Here is a 22820-nt window from a genome sequence, read left to right on the forward strand (position 1 = left end):
CCATCAATAGGCCGAGTACGGCCGCACCGGGTTCGGCGGGAACGGCACCGGGTCGCGGCGACGATCGAACAGGTAGCGCAGCCAGACCATCGCCCGGTTCGGCGCGTAGTCGCGCGAGCGGTCGATCTGGAAGCCTGCGCCGGCCACCCAGTGCGGTGCGAAGGTGTATTCCACCGTGGCGCCGAGCGTGTAGCTGAAGCCGCCGCCCGAACCGCCCGTGTAGATCGGATTGCCGGCGAGCTGTTGCAGGTCGGGACGGGTGGGGAAGTAGGGCGCGTCGTCCTCGTAGGTGAACGACCAGCCGGCCGAGCCCTGCAGCCGCCACGACCAGCGCGCGTAGCGCCCGGTCCAGTCGAGCGGGATGCCGAACGAGAGGTAGCGCTGCGGGCTGTAGTAGCCGCCATGGCCGAACGAGTAGAAGCGCTGGTTGTCGCTGTAGCGCCAGTAGTTCAGCACCAGCCCGCTGGTCACGCGCTGGTCGCGCCGGGCGTAGACGGGCAGGTCGAAGCCGGTGCGGACCGTGAACTCGCGGTTCGTCACCACGTTGTGGCCGGTGTAGAGCCCGGCGCCCACGTCGCCGAATACGCTTACGCGGCCGATGTCACGCGCGTAGCGCAGGTGGATGCCGTTGCGCACCACGCCGCCCCAGGTCTCGCCGGTGACGGGGTCGGTGGCGCCGCCGTAGGAGATCAGCGAACTGGTCACGGCCCGCCGCGAGACATCGACGGAGGCGGACGAGACGCCCAGATCCGCCCGATAGCGGAAGCCGCCCACCACGGTCTGTTCGGTAAAGCCGAGCGGCGTGGTACCGAGGTCCGCCCGCCAGCTGTTGTCGGCGCCATCGAACTCGTAGCCGGCGGCCAGCGCCACGCCACGGTCGGTCTGGCCGATGGTGCCGAGGCCCGTGTTGCCGAGCGCGGCGATCTTGCCGAACTCGGACGCCTTCGAGAAGTTGCTCGCCTGCAGCGTGCCGGCGTCGAGCAGCACGGTGTCCGCATGGAAGAACATGTGGCCGGTGTAGCCCTGCGGAATGCGCACGAACAGCGGGATCTCGGTGGCGTGCAGCCGCGAGATGCCGGCATCGCCGGATTTGTTCGACTGCATCACGGCGGTCGCCACCTCGCCCTGGCGGCGCGCCTCCAGCCCGGCCAGGGCGCGGCCGGCCGGCGTGCCTTCGGGGCCAGCCAGGACGCCTTCGCGCTGCTCCAGCCCCTGTGCGGTGCGATAGTGCGCCGCCGCGTCGTTGAAGTCGCCACGTGCCTGGGCGATGCGGCCCTGCTGCACGGTGATGTCGGCGCGGTCCGGGTAGCGTTGGGCGAGGTCGTCGACCACGGCGCTGGCCTCGTCCGTGCGCCGCATCGCCGTGAAGCGCCGCGCCACCGAGAGCCGGGTGTCGATGTCGTCGTCGGGGGTATCGGCCAGCACCGCGCGCACGATCTCCAGCGCCTGCGCCTCCTTGCCCTGCCGTTCGAGCATGCGCGCGAGCGTGAGCCGCGCGTCGGCATCCTTGGGATCTTTGGCGAGCACCGCCTGCGCGGCCTCCGCCGCACCCCGGTAGTCGCCGCCGGCCTCGCGCAGATCGGCCAGCGTCAGCAGCCAACGGCGGTCGGCCTGCTGGGCCTCGGGCACGGCGTACAGCGTCTGCCGTGCCCGCGTCAKGTCGCCGTCGGCCATGAGCCGGTCGGTGCGGCGCAGCGCCAGCCGCAGTGACTGATCGTCGAACGATGCCTKCTGCGCGGCGGTGATGCCGGGCAGGGCGCGCGATTCKGCGATCCACGCCTGCAGCGCGTCGTCGCGGTCGGCGGCGGCCAGCAGTTCGCCGTAGCGCAGGCGGATGTCGAGGTGGGGATCCTCGGGGTGCGCGGCCAGCCAGTCGCTGACCAGCCGCAGGCCCTTGTCGGTCTCGCCCAGCCCGATCCATTCGCGGCCGATGGAGGCGAGCATGTGCGGTTCGTCGCGCGCCGCGATGGCGGCCTGGTCGAGCAGCGCCCGGGCCTCGTCGTCGCGGCCTTCGGCCAGCCGCAGTCGTGCCTCGCGCAGCAGCTTTTGCGCCGCGAGGTTGCTGGCGAGCCCGCGCATGCCTTCGCTGCGTTCGGCCTCGGGCACCGCCGCCAGCACGGCTGTGGCGGCGTCGATGTCGTCCACGGCATTGAGATAGAGCGCCGTGGCGTAGCGCATCTCGGCGGTGGGCGCGGCGGCGACCCCATCTTCMATGACGCTGCGGCCCAGCACCGGCAGGTTGAGGTCGCGATAGAGACGGGCCAGCGTGTAGCGTGTCCACGCGGCATCGGGCGCCAGCCGGATGGCATCTTCGAGCCGCTGCAGCGCCGGGCTGCGCTTCTTCTGCGCGATGAGCTGGTCGGCCTGCACGGACAGCAGGTCAGCCCGCAGCGCGCGCAGTTCCGACTCGGAGCCCTGCATGCGGTGCGACGCGTCCGCGATCAGCGGGCCGATCTCGTCTTGCCGCTGCTGCGTCTGGAGCAGGGCGACGAGGCTGCGCAGCGCGCCCATGTCCGGCTTCGGCCGGGCCAGCATCTGGCGCAGCAGCGTCTCGGCCTCGGCATCCTTGTGCTGGGCGATTAGCGCGTCGGCCAGAATCGCCTGCGCGTTCTCATTGCCGGGCTGCAGGGCCAGCGCCTCGCGCGCCAGCGCTTCGGCCTGCACCGGCTTGCCCTGGGCGTTGGCCTCGCGCGCACGCGCCACGGTGCCCCAGAACGTGGCCGTGTCCCGCAGGCTGCGCCATTTATTGCGATTGTCCGGATCGAGCGTCATCGCCCGGGAAAACAGTTCGCGGGCTTCATCGTGGCGGCCTTCGCGCAGCCGCACCAGGCCGAGCCCGCCGACCACCTCGCCGTCCTGCCGGCGCTTCTGGTACGCCTTCTGGAGGGCGATGTCGGCCTCGTTGAGCTGCCCGCGCTCCAGCTGGGCCAGCCCGCGCTGCCGCGCCTGCCAGGCGGGATCGGCTTCGAGCTTGCGCTGGGCTTCGCGCTGGGTGCCGAGGCTGGCGAGCGTCTGCTTGGCGGCCTCGTCGTCGGGCACTTCCTTGAGGTAGCGCTCGAACCACACGTAGTAGGCCGGATCTTCGTTGACGCTGTACAGCGTGCGCCGCCAGATGTCGAGCGCGCTCTTGCGGTCGCCATCGGGCCGCTGGGTGAGGTCGTAGAGGATGGCGAGCCCTTCCTGCCGGGTGGCCTCGCGGTCGGTCAGCAGGCTGCCCAGCGCCAGCGCGAGGCGCGAATCGTCCGGCTCCTGCTTCACACGGCGGCGCAACTCGGCAATCGCGCGCGGGCGGCCGGCGGTGGTGCCGGCCAGGATGCGGTAGTAGTCCACCGCCAGCTCGCCGCCCGGCGCGCCGCGCGGGAACAGCGCCTGCAGCCGTGTGGCGGCTTCCTCGGACTTGCCGCTGCGGGCGAGCAGCCGCACCTGCGCCATCTCGCGCTTGTCGCGCGTGGCGATGCGGTAGGCGTCTTCGAGGTCGCGCGTGGCGGCGCTGTCTGGCGCCACCTCGCGCATGCGCCGCAGCACCTTGTCGGCTTCGGCGGGGCGATTGGAACGGATTTCGATCAAGCCCAGCATCTTGAGCGCCTCCGGTTGGCGCGGATCGATCAACAACGCCTTCTCCAGCACGCCGCGCGCCATGTCCGCACGGTTGCATGCCTCCCACATGCGTGCCGATGCCAGCAACTGCGCCATCTCCCGGCGCGTGGTGGCGCTGGCGGCGGCTGGGGCCGATGCGGCGTCGGCAGCCGCTGCCTCCCCCGGCAGCGCGGCGCTGGCCAGCAGCAGCCACAGCGTGGGAGCTAGCGCCTTGCCGGGCATGCGGTGTTCCACGCCGGCACCAGCTTGCCGTCCGCCTCGAACCGGTACAGGCCATCCACATGCCCCAGCCCGAACAGCGTCAGCACCTKACTGTAGTAGCCGGAGGGCGACTGCGCGGCCAGCGTGCGCGTGCGCTGGGCCTGGGTGCGCGCGGCGTCCGGCTGGCCCTGCGCCAGCATGAACGGTGCGATGGCCGCCGAGAAGCCCGCATTGCCCGCGTTCGGCCCGAACGTGCCCGCCTGCGTGTCCACCCGCTCGGGCGGGTGGCCGTTGGCGAGCACGTAGTCGGCCATCGGATGCAACGTACGCAGCACACCAGCGCGCAGCGGGTCGCCCGCAGCGGTCATGCCGGCCCACAGGTAGACCCGGATCGAATCATAGGAGCCCGTGGCCTGCGTGTCCGTATCGGGCCGGAAGCCGGCGCCTTTCTGATACAGCACCCAGTCGGGCGAGAAGCCGCGCGGCGCGGTGTCCACGATCAGCCGCCCCGCGCTCTCGACCATGGCCTGCCAGCCGCGGTCCTCGGTCAGCACGGCGGCCAGCCGGCGCATCACCGGCAGCGGCACGTAGCTCGGGTTCAGCCGCCAGCTATCCGGGGTGGGATGAAAGCCGACCGGGCCCGGCAGCAGCGTGCGGCCCAGTCCGGGCAGCACGGCCGATTCCTCGCGCAGCGCGCGCCGGGCGACCAGCGTGCCCAGCGCCGTGAAGCGGCGTTCGCGCCAGAGCCGGCCGGCTTCGAGCAGCGTGTAGGCGATCCACAGGTCGGCGTCGCTGGCCGCGTTGGTGTCGATCATGCCCCAGGTGCCGGCCTCGGGGCCGCTGTCGCGCTTGCCCCAGATCCACGCGGGCAGGTGGGCGCTCAGGTCGCCGCGCGCCAGGTTGTTCTCGGTCCAGCCGAGCAGTTTGTCGAAGGTGGCGCGGTCGTTGGCCACGAGCGCGAAGAACAGCGCGTAGGCCTGCCCTTCGGAGACCGTGGCCTGGCGCTCGGTGCTGGCATCGACCACGCGGCCGTCCGGGCTAATGGTGTCGCGCCGGAAGGCATCCCAGTCCGGCCACGGGCAGGTGGCCGCCAGGCTGGCGAGCGATAGCCCCGCCAGCGTGGTCATCACCATGCCGCGAGCGATCTGCCTGAGCCAGCGGGGCAGCGCACGCCGCATGTCACCCTCCGTTGCGGCGTGCCGCGATCCGGCCCAGCGCCCAGAACAGGGTCAGCGCCACCAGCAGCCCGGCGACGAGGCCGGCGATGGCCAGCAGCGCCGGGTGGTCCGCCATGCGCACCCACACGCGCGCATACCAGGGCAGGGTGCCGACGTAGTAGCGCTCGCCCAGGCGCAGCCCCTCCACCTCGCGCTGGCGGACCACGGTGAGGTCGCCGCGGATCTGGGCGACCTTGCCGGCGTCCTCGAGCACATCGAGCACATCGCGCACGTTCTCCGGCGCGGTGGCGGTCACGGCGACCACGCTGCGCTGCGCCGCGTACGGTGACTCGAAGCCGATCAGCGCCGCCAGCGGACCATCGGCCGAGAGGATGGCGCGCCCGGCGGGTGACACGTTGTGGTCTGCCTCGCCACTGAGCCAGTTGGTCCACGCCCCGCCGCGCTGGTCGCGCAGCGTGATTTCGGTGCGGCCCTGCTGGACCAGGATCGGCAGGGACTTGCCCCACTGCGCCAGGATCTCGCCGGCGCTGCCCGTGCCCACCATCAGCAGGTTGCGGTCCTTCACGGTGTCGATGGCCTTGGCCGGCGCCACCGCCACGCGCAGCGCCGGCAGGCCGGTCCACTTGCCCATGTGGCCGAGCAGCGTCAGCATCGCCTCCTGGTCGAGCGCGCTCGGGGCGTCCGGCATGACCACGGCGGTATCGGCCAGGTCCGCCAGCCGGGTGAACGGATAGCCGCTGTTGGCGAAGAAGGCGAGGTTGGGCAGCGCGGCGTAGTGGGAGAAGCCGCTGAAGTCGATCGACGAATCGGGGTCGACCGCCGCGCGCGCCACGTTGGCCGCCGTGGACGCGCACAGGCCGGTCTTCTGCGAGTCCATGTGGAAGCGGAACTGCATCTGGTTGTTGCTGCCCACGCGGAAGGCCGGGATCAGGATTTCGTTGCTGACGGACGCGCTGCCGCCCGAGATCAGCGGCACGCTGACCAGGCTCTCGTCGTTCTGCGCGGTCAGCGGCTTGAGCCGGTACGAGCGCACGAGCTGCTCGTTGATATCGACGCTGAGCACCGAGTCGTTGTAGGTGGACGGCGCGGTGTAGCGGTACCTCACGTTCATCGGCACGGCGCGGTCGTTCCAGCCGTACAGGTCGGCCGGCACGCGCAGGTTCACCCGGATCGGCTCGGGGCTGGCGCCGCCTACCTGGAGCTGCTGCGGGTCCGTGACGAGTTCCTTGAACAGCACGGGGCGGTCCACCGGCGCCCAGGCCGGCGCGTCGTAGGGCTTGCGCGGTTTGCCGAGTTCCACCGACTGCACGCCGGCGCGGTTGCCCGCCATGGCAGCCTTGCCAAGCACCAGCGCATTGGCCGCCACCTGCAGTTCCTGCGGATTGCGGCCCGCGAGCACCAGCAGCTTGCGCGCCGGATTCGACGGATTCGGCATCACGCTGACCGAGGCGCCCTGGATCTCGGGCAACTGGAGGCCCGCCGGGATGGCGTTCGGCATCGCAAAGACAACGGCGTGGGCATCGGCGGGCGGCTGGCTGCGTGACGGGAAGCGCAGCTCCCGATAGCTGGCCAGCGCGCCGAGCCAGGACGACACCACGCCGGCGGCCTGCAGCGTGGCCGCATCGGCATTGGCTGGCAGCACGAAGGGCACGGTGACGCGGCTGTTGTCACGGCGGTCGAAAAACGGGGCGGGCAGCAGCGCGAGGTTGTCCGGCAGCGTGACGGGCAGCTTGGTCAGCGTCAGCGTGGTGGCCGGGCTGATGTCCGCCCAGAGGCTGGAGTGGTAGGGGTCCTCGCAGTGATCGACCGTGTAGTGGGCGATCATCTGCACGTTCAGGCGATTGAAGTCCGTGAAGTAGCGCGGGTCGAGGTCGATCTCGCGCGTGATCTGCTGGCCCGCCTGCTMCTTCTCCAGCGGCAGGGTGGCCACGACTTCGTCGTTGAGGCGGATCTTCAGGTGGGAGAGCGGATAGACCAGCGAGGGCGAGTAGGTGAAGACCAGCTTGAGCCTGGCGGCCGTGACCACTTCATCGAGGCGCACGCCGATGTTCAGCGTGCGGTCGGGGTCCACGCCGCGCAGCGGGATGGGCTGGTTGGCGCCCATCTGGGCCAGCGTGAGCACCTGGGTGCGGCCCGGGGCCGGTGCAGCGGCTGCCGGGCTCGAAGCTGCCGTTGCCGCAGGGGCCGGGGCTGGCGTTTGCGCCATCGCGGACGCGGCACCTGCGGCCATGCACAGCATGGCGAGCCGTTTGCCGCCACAGCGCAGGTCTGACACGAGAAGAGTCATATCGAGTGCCCTGTGAAGGTGGCGCAGCCGCACCATCAAAGAAGACCGAAGCGCCGCGCTCACGGGACTGCGTGACGAATATAGCACGCAGTTTTCGGCGAATTACGAGGTGGTGCGKGGCGTGGATCGTGAATTAAAAAGAATTCAATTCACATCGCCGCATTCGGGCAAAAGATTGAATTCAGTGGCTCCTGTTTGCGCGAACGGGTCAAGCGTTTGGCGTCATACGGGCGCGGATTGGCGAGAAATGGTGCAGCGTCGATGCACAATTTGCATAAGGGGAGGAAGCGCCATGTGGAAGAATGACAATCTCCTACCCTCATCGCCGTCATCGCGCCATGTCCGAAGCCATCGTCTACCTGAACGGGGACCTGCTCCCGTTGTCCGAAGCCCGCATTCCCGTCCTCGACCGCGGGTTCATCTTTGGCGACGGCATCTATGAAGTGATCCCGCTCTACAACGGCAAGCCGTTCCGGGGCGCGCAGCATCTGGCGCGTTTGAAGCGCAGCCTGGCGGCCATCGGCATCGACGATCCCTATACCGAAGCCGAATGGCTCGCGCTGATCGGCCGCGTGGTCCAGGCCAACGGCCTGTCGGACCAGATGGTCTACATGCAGGTCACGCGCGGCGTGGCGAAGCGGGCACATGCGTTCCCGAAGGAAGCGGTCACGCCGACCGTGCTGATCATGACCAACCCGATGGCGCTGCCACCGGCGTCGGCGGTGGAGCAGGGCGTGGCCTGCGTGACGATGGAAGACCGCCGCTGGCTGAACTGCCAGATCAAGTCCACCTCGCTGCTCGGCAACGTGCTGGCTGCGCAGGAAGCCGCCGCCAACGGCGTGACCGAGGCGATCCAGTTCCGCGACGGCCAGCTCACCGAGGCCTCGGCGTCGAACGTGTGGCTGGTGCAGCAGGGTCGCGTGGTGGCCCCGCCGAAGGACAACCTGATCCTGGAAGGCATCCGCTACGGCCTGATGGAGGAACTCTGCGCCGCCATGGACATCTCGTTCACCTCGCGCCGCATCTCGCGCGACGAGGTTTTCGCGGCGGACGAAGTCATGCTGTCGTCGGCCAGCAAGGAGCTGCTGCCGGTGGTCACGCTCGACGGCCGCGCCATCGGCAACGGCAAGCCCGGCCCGGTGTTCCAGCGCCTCTACGCGGCCTACCAGGCGGCCAAGGCAGCGCTATAACGCACGGCGTGCCCGTGCTAGGATGGCCGCGGACGAACCACCGAGAGGAGGCCAGTCATGGCCAAGCGCGAGCGCAGCCGGCGCGTCATCATGGAAGAGGTGAGCCGGCGGGTCCAGCAGATCGACGAGATTGCCGACGAAGGCCGACACATCCAGGTGCCGGACCCGCAGCCGCACCCGCGCGATGTGCGCGGCCGGAACTGGGACATGGCCCGCTTCGGCAATGCACGCGGCTTCGAAGCCGCCATCCGCAATGTCGTGGATGACGTCCGGGACGAGTTCGACCTGACCGACGAGCCGGTCTCCACCGCGCCGAACCCGTTCGGCGACTGAGGATTGTGGATGGCGGATGGTGCGGCTCAGGCCGGCGCCACCGCCTCTGCGTAGCGCCAGGTGGCGCCGGACTGGCGCTTGGCGCCGTACATCGCGGCGTCCGCCGCATGCAGCAGCGCGGTACCGCCGCGCGCGTGCACCGGATAGACCGCCACCCCGATACTGAGCGTCGCCCCGATGCTCGCCCCGCCCGCCACGCCGAACGGCTCGGTCATCGCCGCCAGGATGCGCTGGGCGGTCAGCACGGCGTCGTCGGCCTCCCGCAAGGTTCCCAGCAGCACCGCGAACTCATCGCCGCCCAGCCGGGCCGCGCGGTCGGTCTCGCGCAGGCAGGCCCGGATGCGCTGGGCGATGCCCACCAGCACCGTGTCCCCCACGGCATGGCCGTGGCGGTCGTTGATGCCCTTGAAATCGTCACTGTCCAGATAGAGCACGGCCACGCGCTGGCCCAGCGCCGCCGCGCTGCGCACGGCCTGGTCGAGTGCCTCGGTGAAGGCGGCGCGGTTCAGCAGGCCGGTCAGGCTGTCGTGCGTGGCGCGATGTGCCAGCGAGCGGTTCTCGTGCTGCAACTGTCCCTGCCAGGCCTCCAGTTCGTCGAGCAGCACGTTGAAATCCTCGCCCAGCGCATTGAGTTCGTCGATGCGCGCCGGCGGCACGCGCTGGCCGAACGCGCGTTCGGATCGCACCGCATGGGCCACGCGCATCAGGCTGCGCACCGGATCGATGATGTGCACGAGCATGCGGCTGGACAGGTAGTGCGCGCCCACCGCCGTCAGCAGCAGGCAGGCCATCAACCCGAGCATGCCTTTGAGCAGGAAGTGGAGCAGCGCCACGGGGTCGCCGACCACGCGCACGCTGCCCACCTGCTGGGATTCGTGGAAGACCGGCTGGTCCACCGGGCCCGAGGTCAGCAGGTCCCGGGCGAACTGGTGCAGGTCTGGGAAGCGCGCCGAACCATGGCGATGCCAGCTGGCCACCGGCTGGCTGTCCCGATCGAAAATCCAGGCCGCGGTCACGTCTTCGCTGGCGGCGATCATCGCCAGGGTCTCGGCGGCGGCGGCTTCATCGCGGAACACGATCGGCGCCTCCACCGTATAGGCGATGGAGCGCGCCACCAGCCGCAGGTTGTGGTCGGCATAGTCGCGCAGCGCGGTCAAGCCCAGGCCGGTGAGCGTGGTGCCGGCCGTGAAGACAGCGATCAGCGCCACGCTCAGGTGGAAGCGGCGCAGGGTGCCATAGAGCGACGGCCGGGCGGCGCGGGTCATGATGCCGGCGCCTTGCGGCGACCCAGCTGCAGCACGCCGGGGTGGACGTGGATGCCGCTGCGGCCGAGGGCATCGAGGTTGACGCGGAACGAGACCTGCCGCTCGCGGACATTGAGGCAAAACATGCTGCCTGCGTCACATTCGAAGTCTTCCTCGGCGATGATCAGTACCGGGCGGCCGGTCAGGTCGGCCGAGATCTTCTCGCGACGCGGGGCGGACATCGCGCCGACATAGAGCGCGTCGCAGTCGGGCGCCGGGTTGCTGGCCATCGGATCGAGCTGCCGCGTGGCCACCAGCCGGCCTGTGGAGAGCGCGCCGCCCTCCATCAGCTTGCCGGCATAGCGCGCGACGGGGTCCACGCAGAGCCGCAGGGTGTCGCGCTCCACGGGCCAGCGCGCGTAGCCGAGCAGGGACATGACCACGCGCGCCACGGCCTCCGGGCGCGGCAGCGCCGGGGCGGCCGGTGCCAGGTCGTGCGCGGCCAGCCGGGGCGTGGCCAGCAGCAGCGCGGCGAGCATCGGCAAGGCGGGCAGCAGGAGGGACAGAGACTTGGCGCGCGGCACGGGCAGGGGTGGGGGTGGGGGTGGGGGCCAGTAGGGTGGGGTCCATTGGGATGTCGGCACCGGGCCGGCAAACTGTAGCGGGCGCGCCCATGTGGATGTGCTAGAGTCGTTTGAACGCGTTTKTCCACGGAGGGCACCATGGCAACCGAATCCCAATCGCAACAAAAAGGGCAAGTGAAGGCGTTCGTGCAGACCGCGCCGCAGGCAGGGCGCTATGTCTGGATCATTGCGCTGGTGGACTTCAGCGCCCAGCAGGTCCGGCGCACCATTGTGTCCGACGACACGTTCACCACGGCCGACGCCGCGCGCGTGGCCGGCGACGCCCAGCTCAAGGCGATGGCCGCCGATCACTGACGGTCGCTCATCCGGCGTGCCCGGTGACTGTCACGCCACCTCGTTTCCCGATATCCTTTCGCAAGGCGGGCCCCATCGGTCCGTGCCCGCTGCTGCCTGTTTGCCATCGAAAACCCGAAGACAGATAGAAGGAGAAGGAATGCCCAGGCTTCAAGACCAGGTCCAACGCCATCTCGTCCGCGCCATGACAGGCGCGACGCTGCTCGCAGCCACCCTGGCGTTCGCGCCGGCGGCGATGGCGCAGGTCAATATCAATATCGGCATCGGCACCCCGCCGCCGGCCCCGATCTACGAGGCCGTGCCCGCGCCGCGCCCCGGCTATGTCTGGCAGCCCGGCTACTGGGCCTGGGACGACCACGGTCACAAGCACAAGTGGAAGCAGGGCAAGTGGGCCAAGGATCGGCCGGGCTATGTCTACGAGTCGCCGCGCTGGGTGGAGGCGAGCAATGGCTGGGTGATGCAGCCGGAGCGCTGGAACCAGGGGCCGGGCGACCACGGCAAGCACAAGGACAAGGGCGGCAAGGGCTGCCCGCCGGGCCACGCCAAGAAAGGCGAGTGCTGAGTCACGGTCTTCTCATCATGCGGTAACTGCCGCGCGGGGCGCCATGCTAGGATTTCCGCGAGATGATTCCACCCGGAGGCATGAGACATGGCAAAGCAGGTCTTCTCGCGTGCGCAGTATCTCGACATCCTCAACGACAGCCTGCGTCGGCATCCGGGCTGGCAGCCCGGCATGGCGTTTGTGTTCCTGCCCCCGGGCGCGGATGCGGGCCAGGCCTCGGGCGTAGGCTGCACCGGGCCGCTGGAGGCGCTGCCGGTCTATTGCGAGATCGAACGCGTGGCGTCGGGCCTGATCACGGTGCAGCCGGAATAAACCGGCCACCCGGCCCGCCCCGGTACAATGGCGCCCTTACTTAATTCCCCTCGGACAAATTCCCGTGAAGAAGACGGACCTGGAAAAGAACAAAGGCCTCAAGATCGCCCATGAGATGAAGCACGCTGCGGCGGTGCGTGGCGGTGGCGCGGGTCAGGCGGCAACGCTCGCCCGGCGCGAGCAGCGCAAGCTCGACCAGCAGGCCGGCCTGGTGCCGTTTGCATGCAAACTGGAAGGGAAACTGGCGACGCGCCTGCAGGAACTCGCCAAGGAGCACCCGGGCGGCATGAACGGCCTGATGGCCGAAGTGCTGGAAAAGGGGCTGGCGGGCGTGACCGCCTGAAGCTGGGATGGCCCCTCTCCCTGTGGAAGAGGGGCGCTGAAGGCTTTAGCCTTCGTCTTCCTCGTCGTCGAGGAAATCGCGGCGCAGCAGCCAGTTGGTGATGGCTTCGTCGCAGACCTTCTTGAGCTTGCCTTTCTCGGGCAAGCTGTCAAACAGCTGGAAGTTCACCAGCGCCAGCCCGGCGTCGGTGATGTAGAACAGGCGGTCCGGCTCGTCGTAATGCACGAGGCGGCCGTCGATGCCGGACTCCTCGCTGTCCGCCGGCATGTCCTCCAGCTCCACCACACGGCACGTGAAGCGCGGGCTGCGCGTGTGGGTCAAATATTCAAATTCGTCATGCATGATCTCGCCGCCCTTGCCGGCGATGACAGCGAAGCCCCAGATGAACCGGGGCATCGGCAGATCGGACAGATCGTCAATCTCGTCCATGGTGTTCTCCCTGATGCGATACCCGGCATTATCGCCCAAGTCTTGGCGCCAGCTGCGCCTTTATAGCAGGTACCCCTTCGCCAGCGCGCCAAAGCTCTCCAGTTCGCGCGCCTGCCAGGCCGCGTCGTGCCCGAGTTCCTCGGCCAGGATGGCGGCCACCCGCGGGGCGCCTGCCAGTGCTGCGCGGGCGTCCAGGAACAGCGCGCGGTTGCGGCGGGCCAGCACGTCTTCCACGCGCCGGGCCAGTTCGTGGCGGGCGGCAAAGCGGACGTGGGCCTCGGTCAGGCCGGTTTCGGGCACCACCAGGACGTCGGCGCCGGGCAGCGCGTGCACCAGCGGCAGGTCGGCGCCGTAGTAGCGGTCTGGCGACCCGGAGCCCGGCGCGGGCAGGTCCGCCGGCAGGCCGGTGGCGCCGTGCAGCGGCAGATCGGCCGTGCGGCCCGGTGCCGCGGGCAGTAGCTGGCGCTGGATCGCCGTTTCCACCACGTCCTCGGCCATCTTGCGATAGGTGGTCCACTTGCCGCCGGTGACCGTGATCAGGCCAGCCTTCGACACCAAAATCGTATGTTCGCGCGACAGCGAGGCCGTGGACGCCTCGCCAGTCGCCTTGACCAGCGGCCGCAGGCCGGCCCAGACGCTGGTCACGTCGGCGCGCGTGGGGTCGCGGGACAGGTAGCGCGCCGCCGTCTCCAGGATGAAATCGACGTCATCGGCGCCCGCGCGGGGCTCCAGCGGCAGGTCGTGGCGCGGCGTGTCGGTGGTACCGACGATGGTGTGGCCGTTCCAGGGCACGACGAACAGCACCCGGCCGTCATCGGTCTTCGGAATCAGGATCGCGCGGTCGCCGGGCAGGAAGCTGCGCGGGATGGTCAGGTGCACGCCCTGGCTCGGCGCCACCATGGTCCGCGCCTGCCCGTCCTCCATCTGCCGCACGGCATCGACCCACACCCCCGTGGCATTGATCACGCAGTCCGCGCGCAGCGGGAAGGTCTCGCTGCCTTCGCCGTTGCCATTGCCATTGCCATCGAGGGCATCCTGCGCGGTCACGCCGGTGATCACGCCGTTTTTCTGCGAGAGCCCGGTCACGCGCATGTAGTTGACCGCCGTGCCGCCCACGTCGAACAGCGTGCGCATCAGCGCCACGGCCAGCCGTGCATCGTCGAACTGGCCGTCGAAGTAGAGGTTGCCGCCGCGCAGCGGCCGGCCGCCGACGTGTTCGGCCAGCGTGGGCGCGGCCTCCAGCGTCTCCCGATGGTTCAGCCAGCGGCTGCCGGACAGGTTCAGGCTGCCCGCCAGCATGTCGTACACCTTGAGGCCGATGCCGTAGAACGGCTGGTCGAACATCTGGTAGGCCGGCACCACGAAGCCCAGCGGCCAGACCAKGTGCGGCGCGTTGCGGGCCAGCAGGCCGCGCTCGTGCAGCGCCTCGCGTACCAGGCTGATGTTGCCCTGGGCCAGGTAGCGCACGCCGCCGTGCACGAGCTTGGTGGCCTTGCTTGATGTGCCCTTGGCGAAGTCGGCCGCCTCCAGCAGCAGGGTGCGATAGCCGCGCGACGCGGCGTCCACGGCCGTGCCGAGCCCGGTGGCGCCGCCGCCGATGACGATGACGTCCCAGCGGGCCTCGCGCCGCAGGGTGTCGAGCAGGGCGGCGCGCGAGGGGGGCTGGATGGGGAGGGCGGGTGTGGGCATGGTGGTTCGGTGCAAATCGATCGTATGTCGGCGAAGTTTGGCGATGGGTCGCGTGGTGAGGCGCGGTCAGGCGGCCGGCGCGTCGTCGCGCGCCCAGTCACGGGCGCGGTCCACGGCGCGGTGCCAGCGGCCCAGCCGCTGCGCGCGCTCATCGGCGGAGAGGCGTGGCTCGAAGCGGTGCTCCACCTGCCACTGGCGCGCAATCTCTTCGGTATCGGCCCAGTAGCCGGTGGCCAGCCCGGCCAGATAGGCGGCGCCCAGCGCGGTGGTCTCGGTCACGCGGGGGCGCACCACCGGCGTGCCGAGCAGGTCGGCCTGCATCTGCATCAGCAGGTCGCTGCGCGAGGCGCCGCCATCCACCCGCAGCTCGGCCAGCGCGATGCCGGCGTCCTTCTGCATCGCGTCGAGTACATCCACGCTTTGCAGGGCGATCGATTCCAGCGCGGCACGGGCGATATGCGGCCCGCCGGTGCCCCGCGTGATGCCGACGATGGTGCCACGCGCGAAGGGGTCCCAGTGTGGCGCGCCGAGCCCGGCGAAGGCCGGCACCAGCACCACGCCGCCGGTGTCCTCGCACTGCCGCGCGAGCGGCTCCACCTCGGGCGCGCTCTGGATCAGCTTCAGGCCGTCGCGCAGCCACTGGATCGTGGCGCCGCCCATGAACACGCCGCCTTCGAGGCAATATTGCGTGTCGTTGCCGATCTGCCAGCCAATCGTCGTCAGCAGCCGGTTGCGCGAGGTCACGGGCTGACTTCCGGCGTTCATCAGGATGAAGCAGCCGGTGCCGTAGGTGTTCTTCGCCATGCCGGGCGAGAAGCAGACCTGACCGAAGGTGGCCGCCTGCTGGTCTCCGGCGATGCCTGCGATGGGGATCTCGGTGCCGAACAGCCGGGCCGAGGTGCGCGCCACCTCGCCGCTGGAGGGCGCCACCTCCGGCAGCAGGCTGCGCGGAATGTCGAGCAGGCCGAGCAGTTCGTCGTCCCAGCGGAAATCGTGGATGTTGAACAGCAGCGTGCGTGATGCATTCGACACATCCGTCACGTGGCGCTTGCCATCGGTCAATTGCCAGATCAGCCAGCTATCGACAGTGCCGAAGGCCAGTTCGCCGCGTTCGGCGCGGGCACGGGCGCCTTCGTAGTGGTCGAGCATCMAGCGCAGCTTGGTGCCCGAGAAATAGGCGTCGATGATCAGGCCGGTCTTTTGCTGGAAGGTGTCGCCGTGGCCCTCGGCCTGCAAGGCTTCGCACATCGGCGCGGTGCGGCGGTCCTGCCAGACCAGCGCGCGGCCCACCGGCTCGCCGGTCTTGCGGTCCCACAGCACGGTGGTCTCGCGTTGGTTGGTGATGCCGATGGCGCGGATCTGGGTGCCGCTGACGCCGGCATCGCCCAATACCTCGTGGGCCACGGCCAGCTGCGACTGCCAGATTTCATAGGGATCGTGCTCGACGTGCCCGGGATGCGGATAATATTGCCGGAACTCGCGCTGGGCGATCCGCACCACATTGCCGGCGTGATCGAACAGGATGGCGCGCGAGCTGCTGGTGCCCTGGTCGAGGGCCAGCACGTACTGGGGCTGCTGCGATGAAGGCGTCGGGGTCATGCGTTCCATCCGGAATTGAATTGCGGCCGGGTTTGCCGGCCAGACATCGCTGCCATGGCCGAATCCTTGTTCCAACCGTCAGATATCGTGAGTGTGGTGCGCGCCGGCGTGACCGCGCGCAGCCCGTTCGAGCCCGCCGCCCACTTGCGGCTGACCGTGGCCGGACAGCAGGTGGGGTGGATGCCCCGCGTCCATGCGGAACTGTTGCGGCGCATCCCCGGCATGCTGGGCGATGGCTCCGCGGGCGAGCCGGACGCCGTGACGCTGCTCCCCGCCTGCACCACCTTCGAGACCCGCAGCGCGGCGCTGGCCACGCTGGCACGGCAACTGGCCGACGCCGGCCACGTGCGCGGCTGGCGCAACGAGTTGTTCGCGATCACCCCGGCCCTCGCCGCGCCGGCGTTCGCCGTGGTGGAGCGCGCTGCAGCGCGCTTCCTCGGGCTGCTGACCTTCGCCTCGCACATGAACGGGATCATCGCCGGCGAGCGGGCGATGTGGATTTCCCGCCGCAGCGAGAGCAAATCGGTCGACCCCGGCATGTGGGACAACCTCGTGGCCGGCGGCATGCCCCACGGCAGCCATCCGCTCGAAACGCTGATCCGGGAATGCGACGAGGAATCCGGCATTCCGCCCGATCTGGCGGGCCGGGCCGCGCCCCACGGCGTGATCGAGGTACTGCGCGAGATCCCCGAGGGTGTGCAGTGGGAGCACGTATACATATATGACCTGACGCTGCCGCCGGACTTCGTGCCGGTGAACCGCGACGGGGAGGTGGCCGAGCACCGGCGTATCGAGCCGGGCGCATTGCTTGCTATCATGGCGGACCGCGCCATGACCGTGGATGCCACGCTGGTGACGCTGGATACGCTTATCCGGCGCGGCTGGACGCCCAGCGCGCCCCCAGCCTGACCCGCCCCAGCCTCGCTGCGCATCACGGTGCCGGCCTGCCACATGATGATTTGCCCGATTTGCCTACGATGAGCGCCACCGGATTTATCCTTACCCTTTCGTGCCCGGACCAGCCGGGCATTGTTCATGCTGTTTCCGGCCTGCTGTTCCAGCACGGCTGCAATATTGTCGATTCCGACCAGTACGGCGACGAATTCACGGGCCGTTTCTTCATGCGCGTGCATTTCATGCCCGCCCCCGGCGGCCCGGACCTCGCCGCGCTGCGCCAGGCCTTCGCGCCGGTCGGCGACCAGTTCGGCATGCAGTGGGATGTATTCGACGCCACCGTGAAGCCGCGCGTGATGATTATGGTGTCCAAGATCGGCCACTGCCTGAACGACCTGCTGTTCCGCGCCAAGGCGGGCGGGCTGCCGGTGGAGATCGCCGCGATCGTCTCGAACCATCGTGACTTCTACCAGCTCGCCGCGTCGTACGACGTGCCGTTCTTCCACCTGCCGCTGATGAACGCGTCCGCCGAGCAGAAGTCCGCGCAGGAAGCGCGCGTGTTCGAGGTGGTGCGTGACCAGAACATCGATCTGGTGGTGCTGGCGCGCTACATGCAGGTGTTGTCCGACGACCTGTGCCGCAAGCTGGCCGGCCGCGCGATCAACATCCACCATTCCTTCCTGCCGAGCTTCAAGGGCGCCAAGCCGTACTACCAGGCGCACGACCGGGGCGTGAAGCTGATCGGCGCCACGGCGCACTATGTGACGGCCGACCTCGACGAAGGCCCGATCATCGAGCAGGAAATCGAGCGCGTGGACCACAGCATGGACCCCGAGCAACTGACCGCCGTCGGCCGCGACGTGGAATGCGTGGCGCTGGCCCGCGCGGTCAAGTGGCATGCCGAACACCGCATCCTGGTGAACGGGCACAAGACCGTCGTCTTMAAGTAAACGGACGGTATCGCACCAAGGGGCGCTGACGCTCTCCCCCGGCCCCTCTCCCGCAAGCGGGAGAGAGGAGCAAACCGGCAGCGCGTGACAGGCCGAGGGTGTTCCTCCCCTCTCCCTCCGGGAGAGGGGTCGGGGGAGAGGGACGGCGCCGGTCAAGGACACCGCCCCCGCTTCATTCCCCGTCCGCCACCACACAATTCACTCCACTGTCCGCCAGCATCTGCACAAACGGCGGCCGTAGCGGCTCGTCCGTGAACAGGCGGTCGATGCTGGAGAGTGGCGCCAGTTCCACCATCGCCTGACGGTTGAACTTGCTGGCATCGGCCGCGAGCCACACCTCGCGCGAGTGCTCCATGATCGTGCGCGCCACCTTCACTTCGCGGAAATCGTAGTCACGCAGCGTGCCGTCGGTCTCGATGCCCGAGATGCCGATCAGGCCGATATCGACCTTGAACTGGCGGATGAACTCCACCGTGGCCTCGCCGATGATGCCCCGGTCGCGCGAGCGCAGCACGCCGCCGGCCACGATGACCTCGCAATCGGGGTTGTCGGCCAGGATATTGGCCACGTGCAGGTTGTTGGTGATGACGCGCAGCCCGCGGTGATGCATCAGCGCGCGGGCAATTTCCTCCACCGTCGTGCCGATGTTCAGGATCAGCGAGCAGCCTTCCGGCACCGCCGCCGCCACGGCCCGCGCGATGCGCACCTTGCCCTCGGCATGCAGCACCTGCCGCTGCCGGTAGGCGATGTTCTCGGTGGTGGACCCATCCATCCGCACGCCGCCATGAAAACGCGCGAGCATGCCGTTTTCCGCCAGCAGATTCACATCGCGCCGCACGGTTTGCAGCGTCACGCCGAACTTGCGCGCGAGTTCGTCGATGGAGGCAAAGCCCTGGTTGCGGACTTCCTCGAGCAGGGCGGTCTGGCGGGGATTGAGCGTCATGTGCCGCATTCTAGTTCAAACACAAACGAAAACAAATGATGCACTGCACGATTGTTTTGTGTTCGTTTATTTGCTAAAACGAGCGGGATGCCATGAATAGTGCCCCTCGGTCACGGTTCTGAATGTGATCGAACAAGCACGCCAATGCAGTTCGAACACGAATCGAACCGATGGAGACCGGATGCAACTGAGCCTGGACGGCGTTGCGCAGCAGGTGGGATCGCAAGCCTATCTTTATCCGATGTCACTGGCGCCTGTACGCGGGGCCGTGACCATTCTCCTTGGGGCCACCCAGGCGGGCAAGACCTCGCTGATGCGGGTCATGGCGGGGCTGGACAAGCCCAGCGCGGGCCGGGTACTGGCCGACGGGACCGACGTGACCGGCGTGCCGGTGCGCGAGCGCAATGTCTCGATGGTCTACCAGCAGTTCATCAACTACCCCTCGCTTACCGTCTTCGACAACATCGCCTCGCCGCTGCGGCTGCGCAACGTGCGCGGGCCGGAGCTGGACACCCAGGTCCGCGCAATCGCCGGCCGGCTGCGCATCGACCACCTGCTGGCGCGCTACCCGGCGGAGTTGTCCGGCGGCCAGCAGCAGCGCGTGGCGCTGGCCCGGGCGCTGGCCAAGAACGCGCCGCTGATGCTGCTGGACGAGCCGCTGGTCAACCTCGACTACAAGCTGCGCGAGGAACTGCGCGAGGAGCTGACCCAGCTGTTCGCCCATGGCGACGCCACGGTCATCTACGCCACCACCGAACCGGCCGAGGCGCTGCTGCTCGGCGGCTACACGGCGGTGCTCGATGCCGGCGAACTGCTCCAGTACGGTCCGACCCCCGAGGTCTTCCACTATCCCGCCTCGCTGCGCGTGGCGCGGGCGTTTAGCGATCCGCCGATGAACCTCGTCGAAGGCCGGCTGGAAGCGGGCCGCGTAACGCTGGCCGGGAACATCGTGATTCCGCTCCCCGACGTGCAGGCGCCCGATGGCCCGGTCACGGTGGGCGTGCGCGCCGMCGCGCTGCGGCTGGCCGCCGTGCCCGGCGCGGTGGCGGTGCCGGGCAAGGTGGCGCTGGCCGAACTGTCCGGCTCCGACACCTTCGTCCACCTCGATACGGCGATGGGCAACCTCGTGGCGCAGTTCGCCGGGGTGCTCGATCTGAAACTCGGCGCGCCGCTCTCGCTGCATCTGGAGCCGGCCCATCTCTACCTGTTCGACGCCGCCGGCCTGCGCATCCATGCGCCCCAGCGGCCCGGCGCGCTGGCCGATGTGGTCAGCACGCCCATCACCGAGACGGGTGGCTGAGATGGCCAGGATCGACCTCGACCTCGCCCATTCCTACGTCGCCGAACCCAAGACCGATGAGGACTACGCGCTGCTGCCGCTGCGCTTCACCTTCGAGGATGGCGGCGCCTACGCGCTGCTCGGGCCCTCCGGCTGCGGCAAGACCACGCTGCTGAATTGCGTGTCCGGCCTGCTGCGGCCCTCGCAGGGCACGATCCAGTTCGATGGCCAGGACGTGACCGCCGCCACCCCGCAGGCGCGCAACATCGCCCAGGTGTTCCAGTTTCCGGTGATCTACGACACGATGACTGTCGGCGAGAACCTGGCCTTTCCGCTGCGCAATCGCGGTGTGCCGGCGGCCCAGGTCAAGGAGCGGGTGGGCAAAGTCGCCGAAATGCTAGACMTGTCGGCTTCGCTGGACCGTCGCGCGAGCGGGCTGGCGGCGGACGCCAAGCAAAAGATCTCGCTCGGGCGCGGGCTGGTGCGGCAGGACGTCTCGGCCATCCTGTTCGACGAGCCGCTGACCGTGATCGATCCGCACCTGAAATGGCAGCTGCGGCGCAAGCTCAAGGAAATCCATCACGAATTCCGGCTGACGCTGATCTACGTGACGCACGACCAGACCGAGGCGCTGACCTTCGCCGATCAGGTGGTGGTGATGTCGCGCGGCAAGGCGGTGCAGGTGGGCGCTGCCGATGCGCTGTTCGAGCGGCCCGCGCATACCTTTGTCGGCAATTTCATCGGCTCGCCGGGCATGAACTTCCTGCCGGGGACGTGGCGCAACGGCGCCATCGAGGTGGCCGGGCGCCGCTACATGCCGGAGCTGCCGGCGGGCATCGGCGCCTCGCTGGAGGGCGCCGGCACCTTCAAGGTGGGGGTGCGGCCCGAGTACCTGCAACTGGCCGCCGCCGACGACCCCCAGGCCATGCCGATGCGCGTGACGCGCGCGCAGGACATCGGCACGTACTGGCTCGTCACCGGCACGGTGGCGGGGGAGGGCGATCAGGCCGGCGGCATCCTGCGCGCCCGGCTCGGCACCGAGGCGGCCACCCTGGCCCCCGGGGACACGGCGTGGCTCACGGTCTTCAATCGCCACACCTGCTTCTATATCAACGAGGAACTGGTCCAATGAAGCCCGTCAACCAGAAGGCCTGGCTGCTGGTGCTGCCCGTGGTGCTGTGCGTGGCGTTCTCCGCCATCCTGCCGCTGATGACCATCGTCAATTATTCGGTGCAGGACATCATCTCGCCGGAGCGCCGCGTGTTCGTCGGCACGGAATGGTTCCGCACCGTGCTGCGCGATGCCGAACTGCACGACGCCCTGGTTCGCCAGCTCGGCTTCTCGCTGGCCGTGCTGCTGGTGGAGATCCCGCTCGGCATCCTGCTGGCGCTGGCCATGCCGGCCAAGGGCTGGCGGGCGTCGGCGGTGCTGGTCATCATCGCGCTGTCGCTGCTGATTCCATGGAACGTGGTCGGCACGATCTGGCAGATCTTCGGCCGCACCGACATCGGCCTGCTCGGCGCCGCCCTGGAGGCGATGGGATTCGACTATAACTACACGGGCAGCGCGGTGGATGCCTGGGTCACGGTGCTGGTGATGGATGTCTGGCACTGGACCCCGCTGGTGGCGCTGCTCTGCTACGCCGGGCTGCGCGCGATTCCGGACGCCTACTACCAGGCGGCCCAGATCGACGGGGCGAGCCGCTTCGCCGTCTTCCGCTACATCCAGCTCCCCAAGCTGCGCGGCGTGCTGATGATTGCCGTGCTGCTGCGCTTCATGGACAGCTTCATGATCTATACCGAGCCCTTCGTGCTGACCGGCGGCGGGCCGGGCAACGCCACCACCTTCCTTTCCCAGTACCTGACCCAGAAGGCGGTGGGCCAGTTCGACCTGGGGCCGGCGGCGGCGTTCTCGATTGTCTACTTCCTGATCATCCTGCTGACCTGTTTCATCCTCTATAACTGGATGCAGCGCGCCGGCACGTCCGGCGGGGAGGAGGTGCCCCATGGCTAGTCAACACGCCAGCAACCGGGCCGGCGCATGGCGGCCGGTGTTCCTGGTGGTCTACCTGTTGTTCGCCATCGTGCCGATCTACTGGATGGTCAACATGTCGTTCAAGACCAACGAGGAGATCCTGACCACGCTGTCGCTGTGGCCGGCGTCGTTCACGCTCGAGCACTACCGGACCATCTTCACCGATGCCTCCTGGTACTCCGGCTATATCAACTCGCTGATCTACGTCGCCCTGAACACGGTGATCTCGATCAGCGTGGCGCTGCCGGCGGCCTACGCGTTCTCGCGCTACCAGTTCATCGGCGACAAGCACGTGTTCTTCTGGCTGCTGACCAACCGCATGACGCCCCCGGCGGTGTTCCTGCTGCCGTTCTTCCAGCTCTACACCACCATCGGGCTGATGGACACCCACCTCGGCGTGGCGCTGGCGCATCTGGTCTTCAACGTGCCGCTGGCGGTCTGGATCCTGGAAGGCTTCATGTCCGGCGTKCCGCGCGAGATCGACGAAACCGCCTATGTGGACGGCTACTCGTTCCCGCGCTTCTTCCTGACCATCTTCCTGCCGCTGATCAAGGCCGGGGTGGGCGTGGCGGCGTTCTTCTGCTTCATGTTCAGCTGGGTGGAACTGCTCCTGGCGCGGACCTTGACCTCGGTCAATGCCAAGCCGATCGTCGCCACCATGACCCGCACGGTGTCGGCCTCCGGCATGGACTGGGGCGTGCTGGCCGCCGCCGGCGTGCTGACCATCGTGCCGGGCGCCATCGTGATCTGGTTCGTGCGGCACTACATCGCCAAGGGCTTCGCCATGGGCCGCGTGTAGCGCGCCCCGGTCAAAGAGA

General features: G+C 68.9%; 21 protein-coding genes. 12 read left to right on the forward strand and 9 right to left on the reverse strand.

Annotated features, from left to right (window positions below):
• Positions 1-3: 3 nt before the first annotated feature.
• From AC1EJR_RS10110 to bcsB, 3 genes are read right to left on the reverse strand one after another with little or no spacing between them, the layout of a single operon-like run.
• Positions 4-3831, reverse strand: a complete 3828-nt coding sequence (locus AC1EJR_RS10110; protein WP_477147005.1) for a cellulose synthase subunit BcsC-related outer membrane protein — start codon at positions 3829-3831, stop codon at positions 4-6.
• The gene (gene bcsZ / locus AC1EJR_RS10115; RefSeq protein ID WP_477147006.1) at positions 3801-4976 is read right to left on the reverse strand and encodes a cellulose synthase complex periplasmic endoglucanase BcsZ; all 1176 of its coding nucleotides are present in this window, start codon (positions 4974-4976) and stop codon (positions 3801-3803) included. Before bcsZ ends, AC1EJR_RS10110 begins: the two co-directional genes overlap by 31 nt.
• Before the next feature lies 1 nt (position 4977).
• Positions 4978-7263, reverse strand: a complete 2286-nt coding sequence (bcsB, locus tag AC1EJR_RS10120; RefSeq protein WP_477147007.1) for a cellulose biosynthesis cyclic di-GMP-binding regulatory protein BcsB — start codon at positions 7261-7263, stop codon at positions 4978-4980.
• Positions 7264-7601: 338 nt separating this feature from the next.
• On the opposite strand from bcsB, the gene AC1EJR_RS10125 reads away from it, so the two are divergent.
• Complete coding sequence (locus AC1EJR_RS10125) at positions 7602-8453, forward strand: D-amino acid aminotransferase (protein WP_092289907.1); 852 nt, start codon at positions 7602-7604, stop codon at positions 8451-8453.
• Between the two features lie 57 nt (positions 8454-8510).
• A complete protein-coding gene (locus AC1EJR_RS10130) occupies positions 8511-8786 on the forward strand; it encodes a hypothetical protein (RefSeq protein ID WP_441590516.1) in 276 nt (91 codons plus the stop codon).
• 26 nt (positions 8787-8812) lie between these two features.
• Here AC1EJR_RS10130 and dgcN read toward each other — a convergent pair whose 3' ends face one another.
• Positions 8813-10051: a diguanylate cyclase DgcN/YfiN gene (dgcN, locus tag AC1EJR_RS10135; RefSeq protein ID WP_092289903.1), complete on the reverse strand. Its 1239-nt coding sequence runs from the start codon at positions 10049-10051 to the stop codon at positions 8813-8815.
• Positions 10048-10569 carry a regulatory sequestration protein YfiR gene (gene yfiR, locus AC1EJR_RS10140; RefSeq protein WP_441644005.1) on the reverse strand — a complete coding sequence of 174 codons (522 nt, stop codon included), beginning with the start codon at positions 10567-10569 and terminating at the stop codon, positions 10048-10050. Before yfiR ends, dgcN begins: the two co-directional genes overlap by 4 nt.
• 183 nt (positions 10570-10752) lie before the next feature.
• On the opposite strand from yfiR, the gene AC1EJR_RS10145 reads away from it, so the two are divergent.
• The 4 genes from AC1EJR_RS10145 to AC1EJR_RS10160 all read left to right on the forward strand — a co-directional run bounded on the left by AC1EJR_RS10145 (position 10753) and on the right by AC1EJR_RS10160 (position 12185).
• Positions 10753-10968, forward strand: coding sequence for a hypothetical protein (locus AC1EJR_RS10145; protein ID WP_092289892.1), 216 nt, complete (start codon positions 10753-10755; stop codon positions 10966-10968).
• Between the two features lie 139 nt (positions 10969-11107).
• Entirely contained in the window at positions 11108-11530 is a 423-nt protein-coding gene (locus AC1EJR_RS10150; RefSeq protein WP_092289890.1) for a YXWGXW repeat-containing protein, read from the forward strand.
• A gap of 87 nt (positions 11531-11617) precedes the next feature.
• Positions 11618-11842 carry a hypothetical protein gene (locus AC1EJR_RS10155; protein WP_092289888.1) on the forward strand — a complete coding sequence of 75 codons (225 nt, stop codon included), beginning with the start codon at positions 11618-11620 and terminating at the stop codon, positions 11840-11842.
• 64 nt (positions 11843-11906) lie between these two features.
• Positions 11907-12185: a hypothetical protein gene (locus tag AC1EJR_RS10160; protein ID WP_092289887.1), complete on the forward strand. Its 279-nt coding sequence runs from the start codon at positions 11907-11909 to the stop codon at positions 12183-12185.
• A gap of 45 nt (positions 12186-12230) precedes the next feature.
• Here AC1EJR_RS10160 and AC1EJR_RS10165 read toward each other — a convergent pair whose 3' ends face one another.
• The 3 genes from AC1EJR_RS10165 to glpK form a co-directional block, all read right to left on the reverse strand.
• The gene (locus AC1EJR_RS10165; protein WP_092289886.1) at positions 12231-12614 is read right to left on the reverse strand and encodes a hypothetical protein; all 384 of its coding nucleotides are present in this window, start codon (positions 12612-12614) and stop codon (positions 12231-12233) included.
• A gap of 60 nt (positions 12615-12674) precedes the next feature.
• A complete protein-coding gene (locus AC1EJR_RS10170) occupies positions 12675-14303 on the reverse strand; it encodes a glycerol-3-phosphate dehydrogenase/oxidase (protein WP_477147008.1) in 1629 nt (542 codons plus the stop codon).
• 66 nt (positions 14304-14369) lie between these two features.
• Complete coding sequence (glpK, locus tag AC1EJR_RS10175; RefSeq protein WP_477147009.1) at positions 14370-15902, reverse strand: glycerol kinase GlpK; 1533 nt, start codon at positions 15900-15902, stop codon at positions 14370-14372.
• Between the two features lie 54 nt (positions 15903-15956).
• On the opposite strand from glpK, the gene AC1EJR_RS10180 reads away from it, so the two are divergent.
• Both AC1EJR_RS10180 and purU read left to right on the forward strand, forming a co-directional pair.
• Positions 15957-16811 carry an NUDIX hydrolase gene (locus AC1EJR_RS10180; RefSeq protein ID WP_441643981.1) on the forward strand — a complete coding sequence of 285 codons (855 nt, stop codon included), beginning with the start codon at positions 15957-15959 and terminating at the stop codon, positions 16809-16811.
• A 68-nt stretch (positions 16812-16879) separates the two neighbouring features.
• A complete protein-coding gene (purU, locus tag AC1EJR_RS10185; protein WP_477147010.1) occupies positions 16880-17746 on the forward strand; it encodes a formyltetrahydrofolate deformylase in 867 nt (288 codons plus the stop codon).
• A 172-nt stretch (positions 17747-17918) separates the two neighbouring features.
• Here the strand turns inward: purU and AC1EJR_RS10190 are convergent, their stop codons facing one another.
• Entirely contained in the window at positions 17919-18689 is a 771-nt protein-coding gene (locus AC1EJR_RS10190) for a DeoR/GlpR family DNA-binding transcription regulator (RefSeq protein ID WP_177219831.1), read from the reverse strand.
• Positions 18690-18870: 181 nt separating this feature from the next.
• Between AC1EJR_RS10190 and AC1EJR_RS10195 the strand changes: the two genes are divergently transcribed.
• The 4 genes from AC1EJR_RS10195 to AC1EJR_RS10210 are packed head-to-tail and all read left to right on the forward strand — an operon-like array spanning position 18871 to position 22801.
• A complete protein-coding gene (locus AC1EJR_RS10195) occupies positions 18871-19989 on the forward strand; it encodes an ABC transporter ATP-binding protein (protein ID WP_477147011.1) in 1119 nt (372 codons plus the stop codon).
• A 1-nt stretch (position 19990) separates the two neighbouring features.
• On the forward strand, positions 19991-21100 hold the full coding sequence (locus tag AC1EJR_RS10200) for an ABC transporter ATP-binding protein (protein WP_477147012.1): 1110 nt from the start codon (positions 19991-19993) through the stop codon (positions 21098-21100).
• The gene (locus AC1EJR_RS10205; protein ID WP_477113302.1) at positions 21097-21981 is read left to right on the forward strand and encodes a carbohydrate ABC transporter permease; all 885 of its coding nucleotides are present in this window, start codon (positions 21097-21099) and stop codon (positions 21979-21981) included. The genes AC1EJR_RS10200 and AC1EJR_RS10205 overlap by 4 nt, the downstream gene beginning before the upstream one ends.
• On the forward strand, positions 21974-22801 hold the full coding sequence (locus tag AC1EJR_RS10210) for a carbohydrate ABC transporter permease (RefSeq protein ID WP_092289866.1): 828 nt from the start codon (positions 21974-21976) through the stop codon (positions 22799-22801). Before AC1EJR_RS10205 ends, AC1EJR_RS10210 begins: the two co-directional genes overlap by 8 nt.
• Positions 22802-22820 lie beyond the last annotated feature (19 nt).

The organism is Cupriavidus sp. 05T42 (assembly GCF_056396345.1).

What these genes read in the sequence shown, in the direction of transcription:
- AC1EJR_RS10125 (WP_092289907.1), top strand. Translation starts at nt 7,602, where the DNA reads ATGTCCGAAGCCATCGTCTACCTGAACGGGGACCTGCTCCCGTTGTCC.
- AC1EJR_RS10130 (WP_441590516.1), top strand. Translation starts at nt 8,511, where the DNA reads ATGGCCAAGCGCGAGCGCAGCCGGCGCGTCATCATGGAAGAGGTGAGC.
- dgcN (WP_092289903.1), bottom strand. Translation starts at nt 10,051, where the DNA reads ATGACCCGCGCCGCCCGGCCGTCGCTCTATGGCACCCTGCGCCGCTTC.
- yfiR (WP_441644005.1), bottom strand. Translation starts at nt 10,569, where the DNA reads ATGCTCGCCGCGCTGCTGCTGGCCACGCCCCGGCTGGCCGCGCACGAC.
- AC1EJR_RS10145 (WP_092289892.1), top strand. Translation starts at nt 10,753, where the DNA reads ATGGCAACCGAATCCCAATCGCAACAAAAAGGGCAAGTGAAGGCGTTC.
- AC1EJR_RS10150 (WP_092289890.1), top strand. Translation starts at nt 11,108, where the DNA reads ATGCCCAGGCTTCAAGACCAGGTCCAACGCCATCTCGTCCGCGCCATG.
- AC1EJR_RS10155 (WP_092289888.1), top strand. Translation starts at nt 11,618, where the DNA reads ATGGCAAAGCAGGTCTTCTCGCGTGCGCAGTATCTCGACATCCTCAAC.
- AC1EJR_RS10165 (WP_092289886.1), bottom strand. Translation starts at nt 12,614, where the DNA reads ATGGACGAGATTGACGATCTGTCCGATCTGCCGATGCCCCGGTTCATC.
- AC1EJR_RS10180 (WP_441643981.1), top strand. Translation starts at nt 15,957, where the DNA reads ATGGCCGAATCCTTGTTCCAACCGTCAGATATCGTGAGTGTGGTGCGC.
- AC1EJR_RS10190 (WP_177219831.1), bottom strand. Translation starts at nt 18,689, where the DNA reads ATGACGCTCAATCCCCGCCAGACCGCCCTGCTCGAGGAAGTCCGCAAC.
- AC1EJR_RS10205 (WP_477113302.1), top strand. Translation starts at nt 21,097, where the DNA reads ATGAAGCCCGTCAACCAGAAGGCCTGGCTGCTGGTGCTGCCCGTGGTG.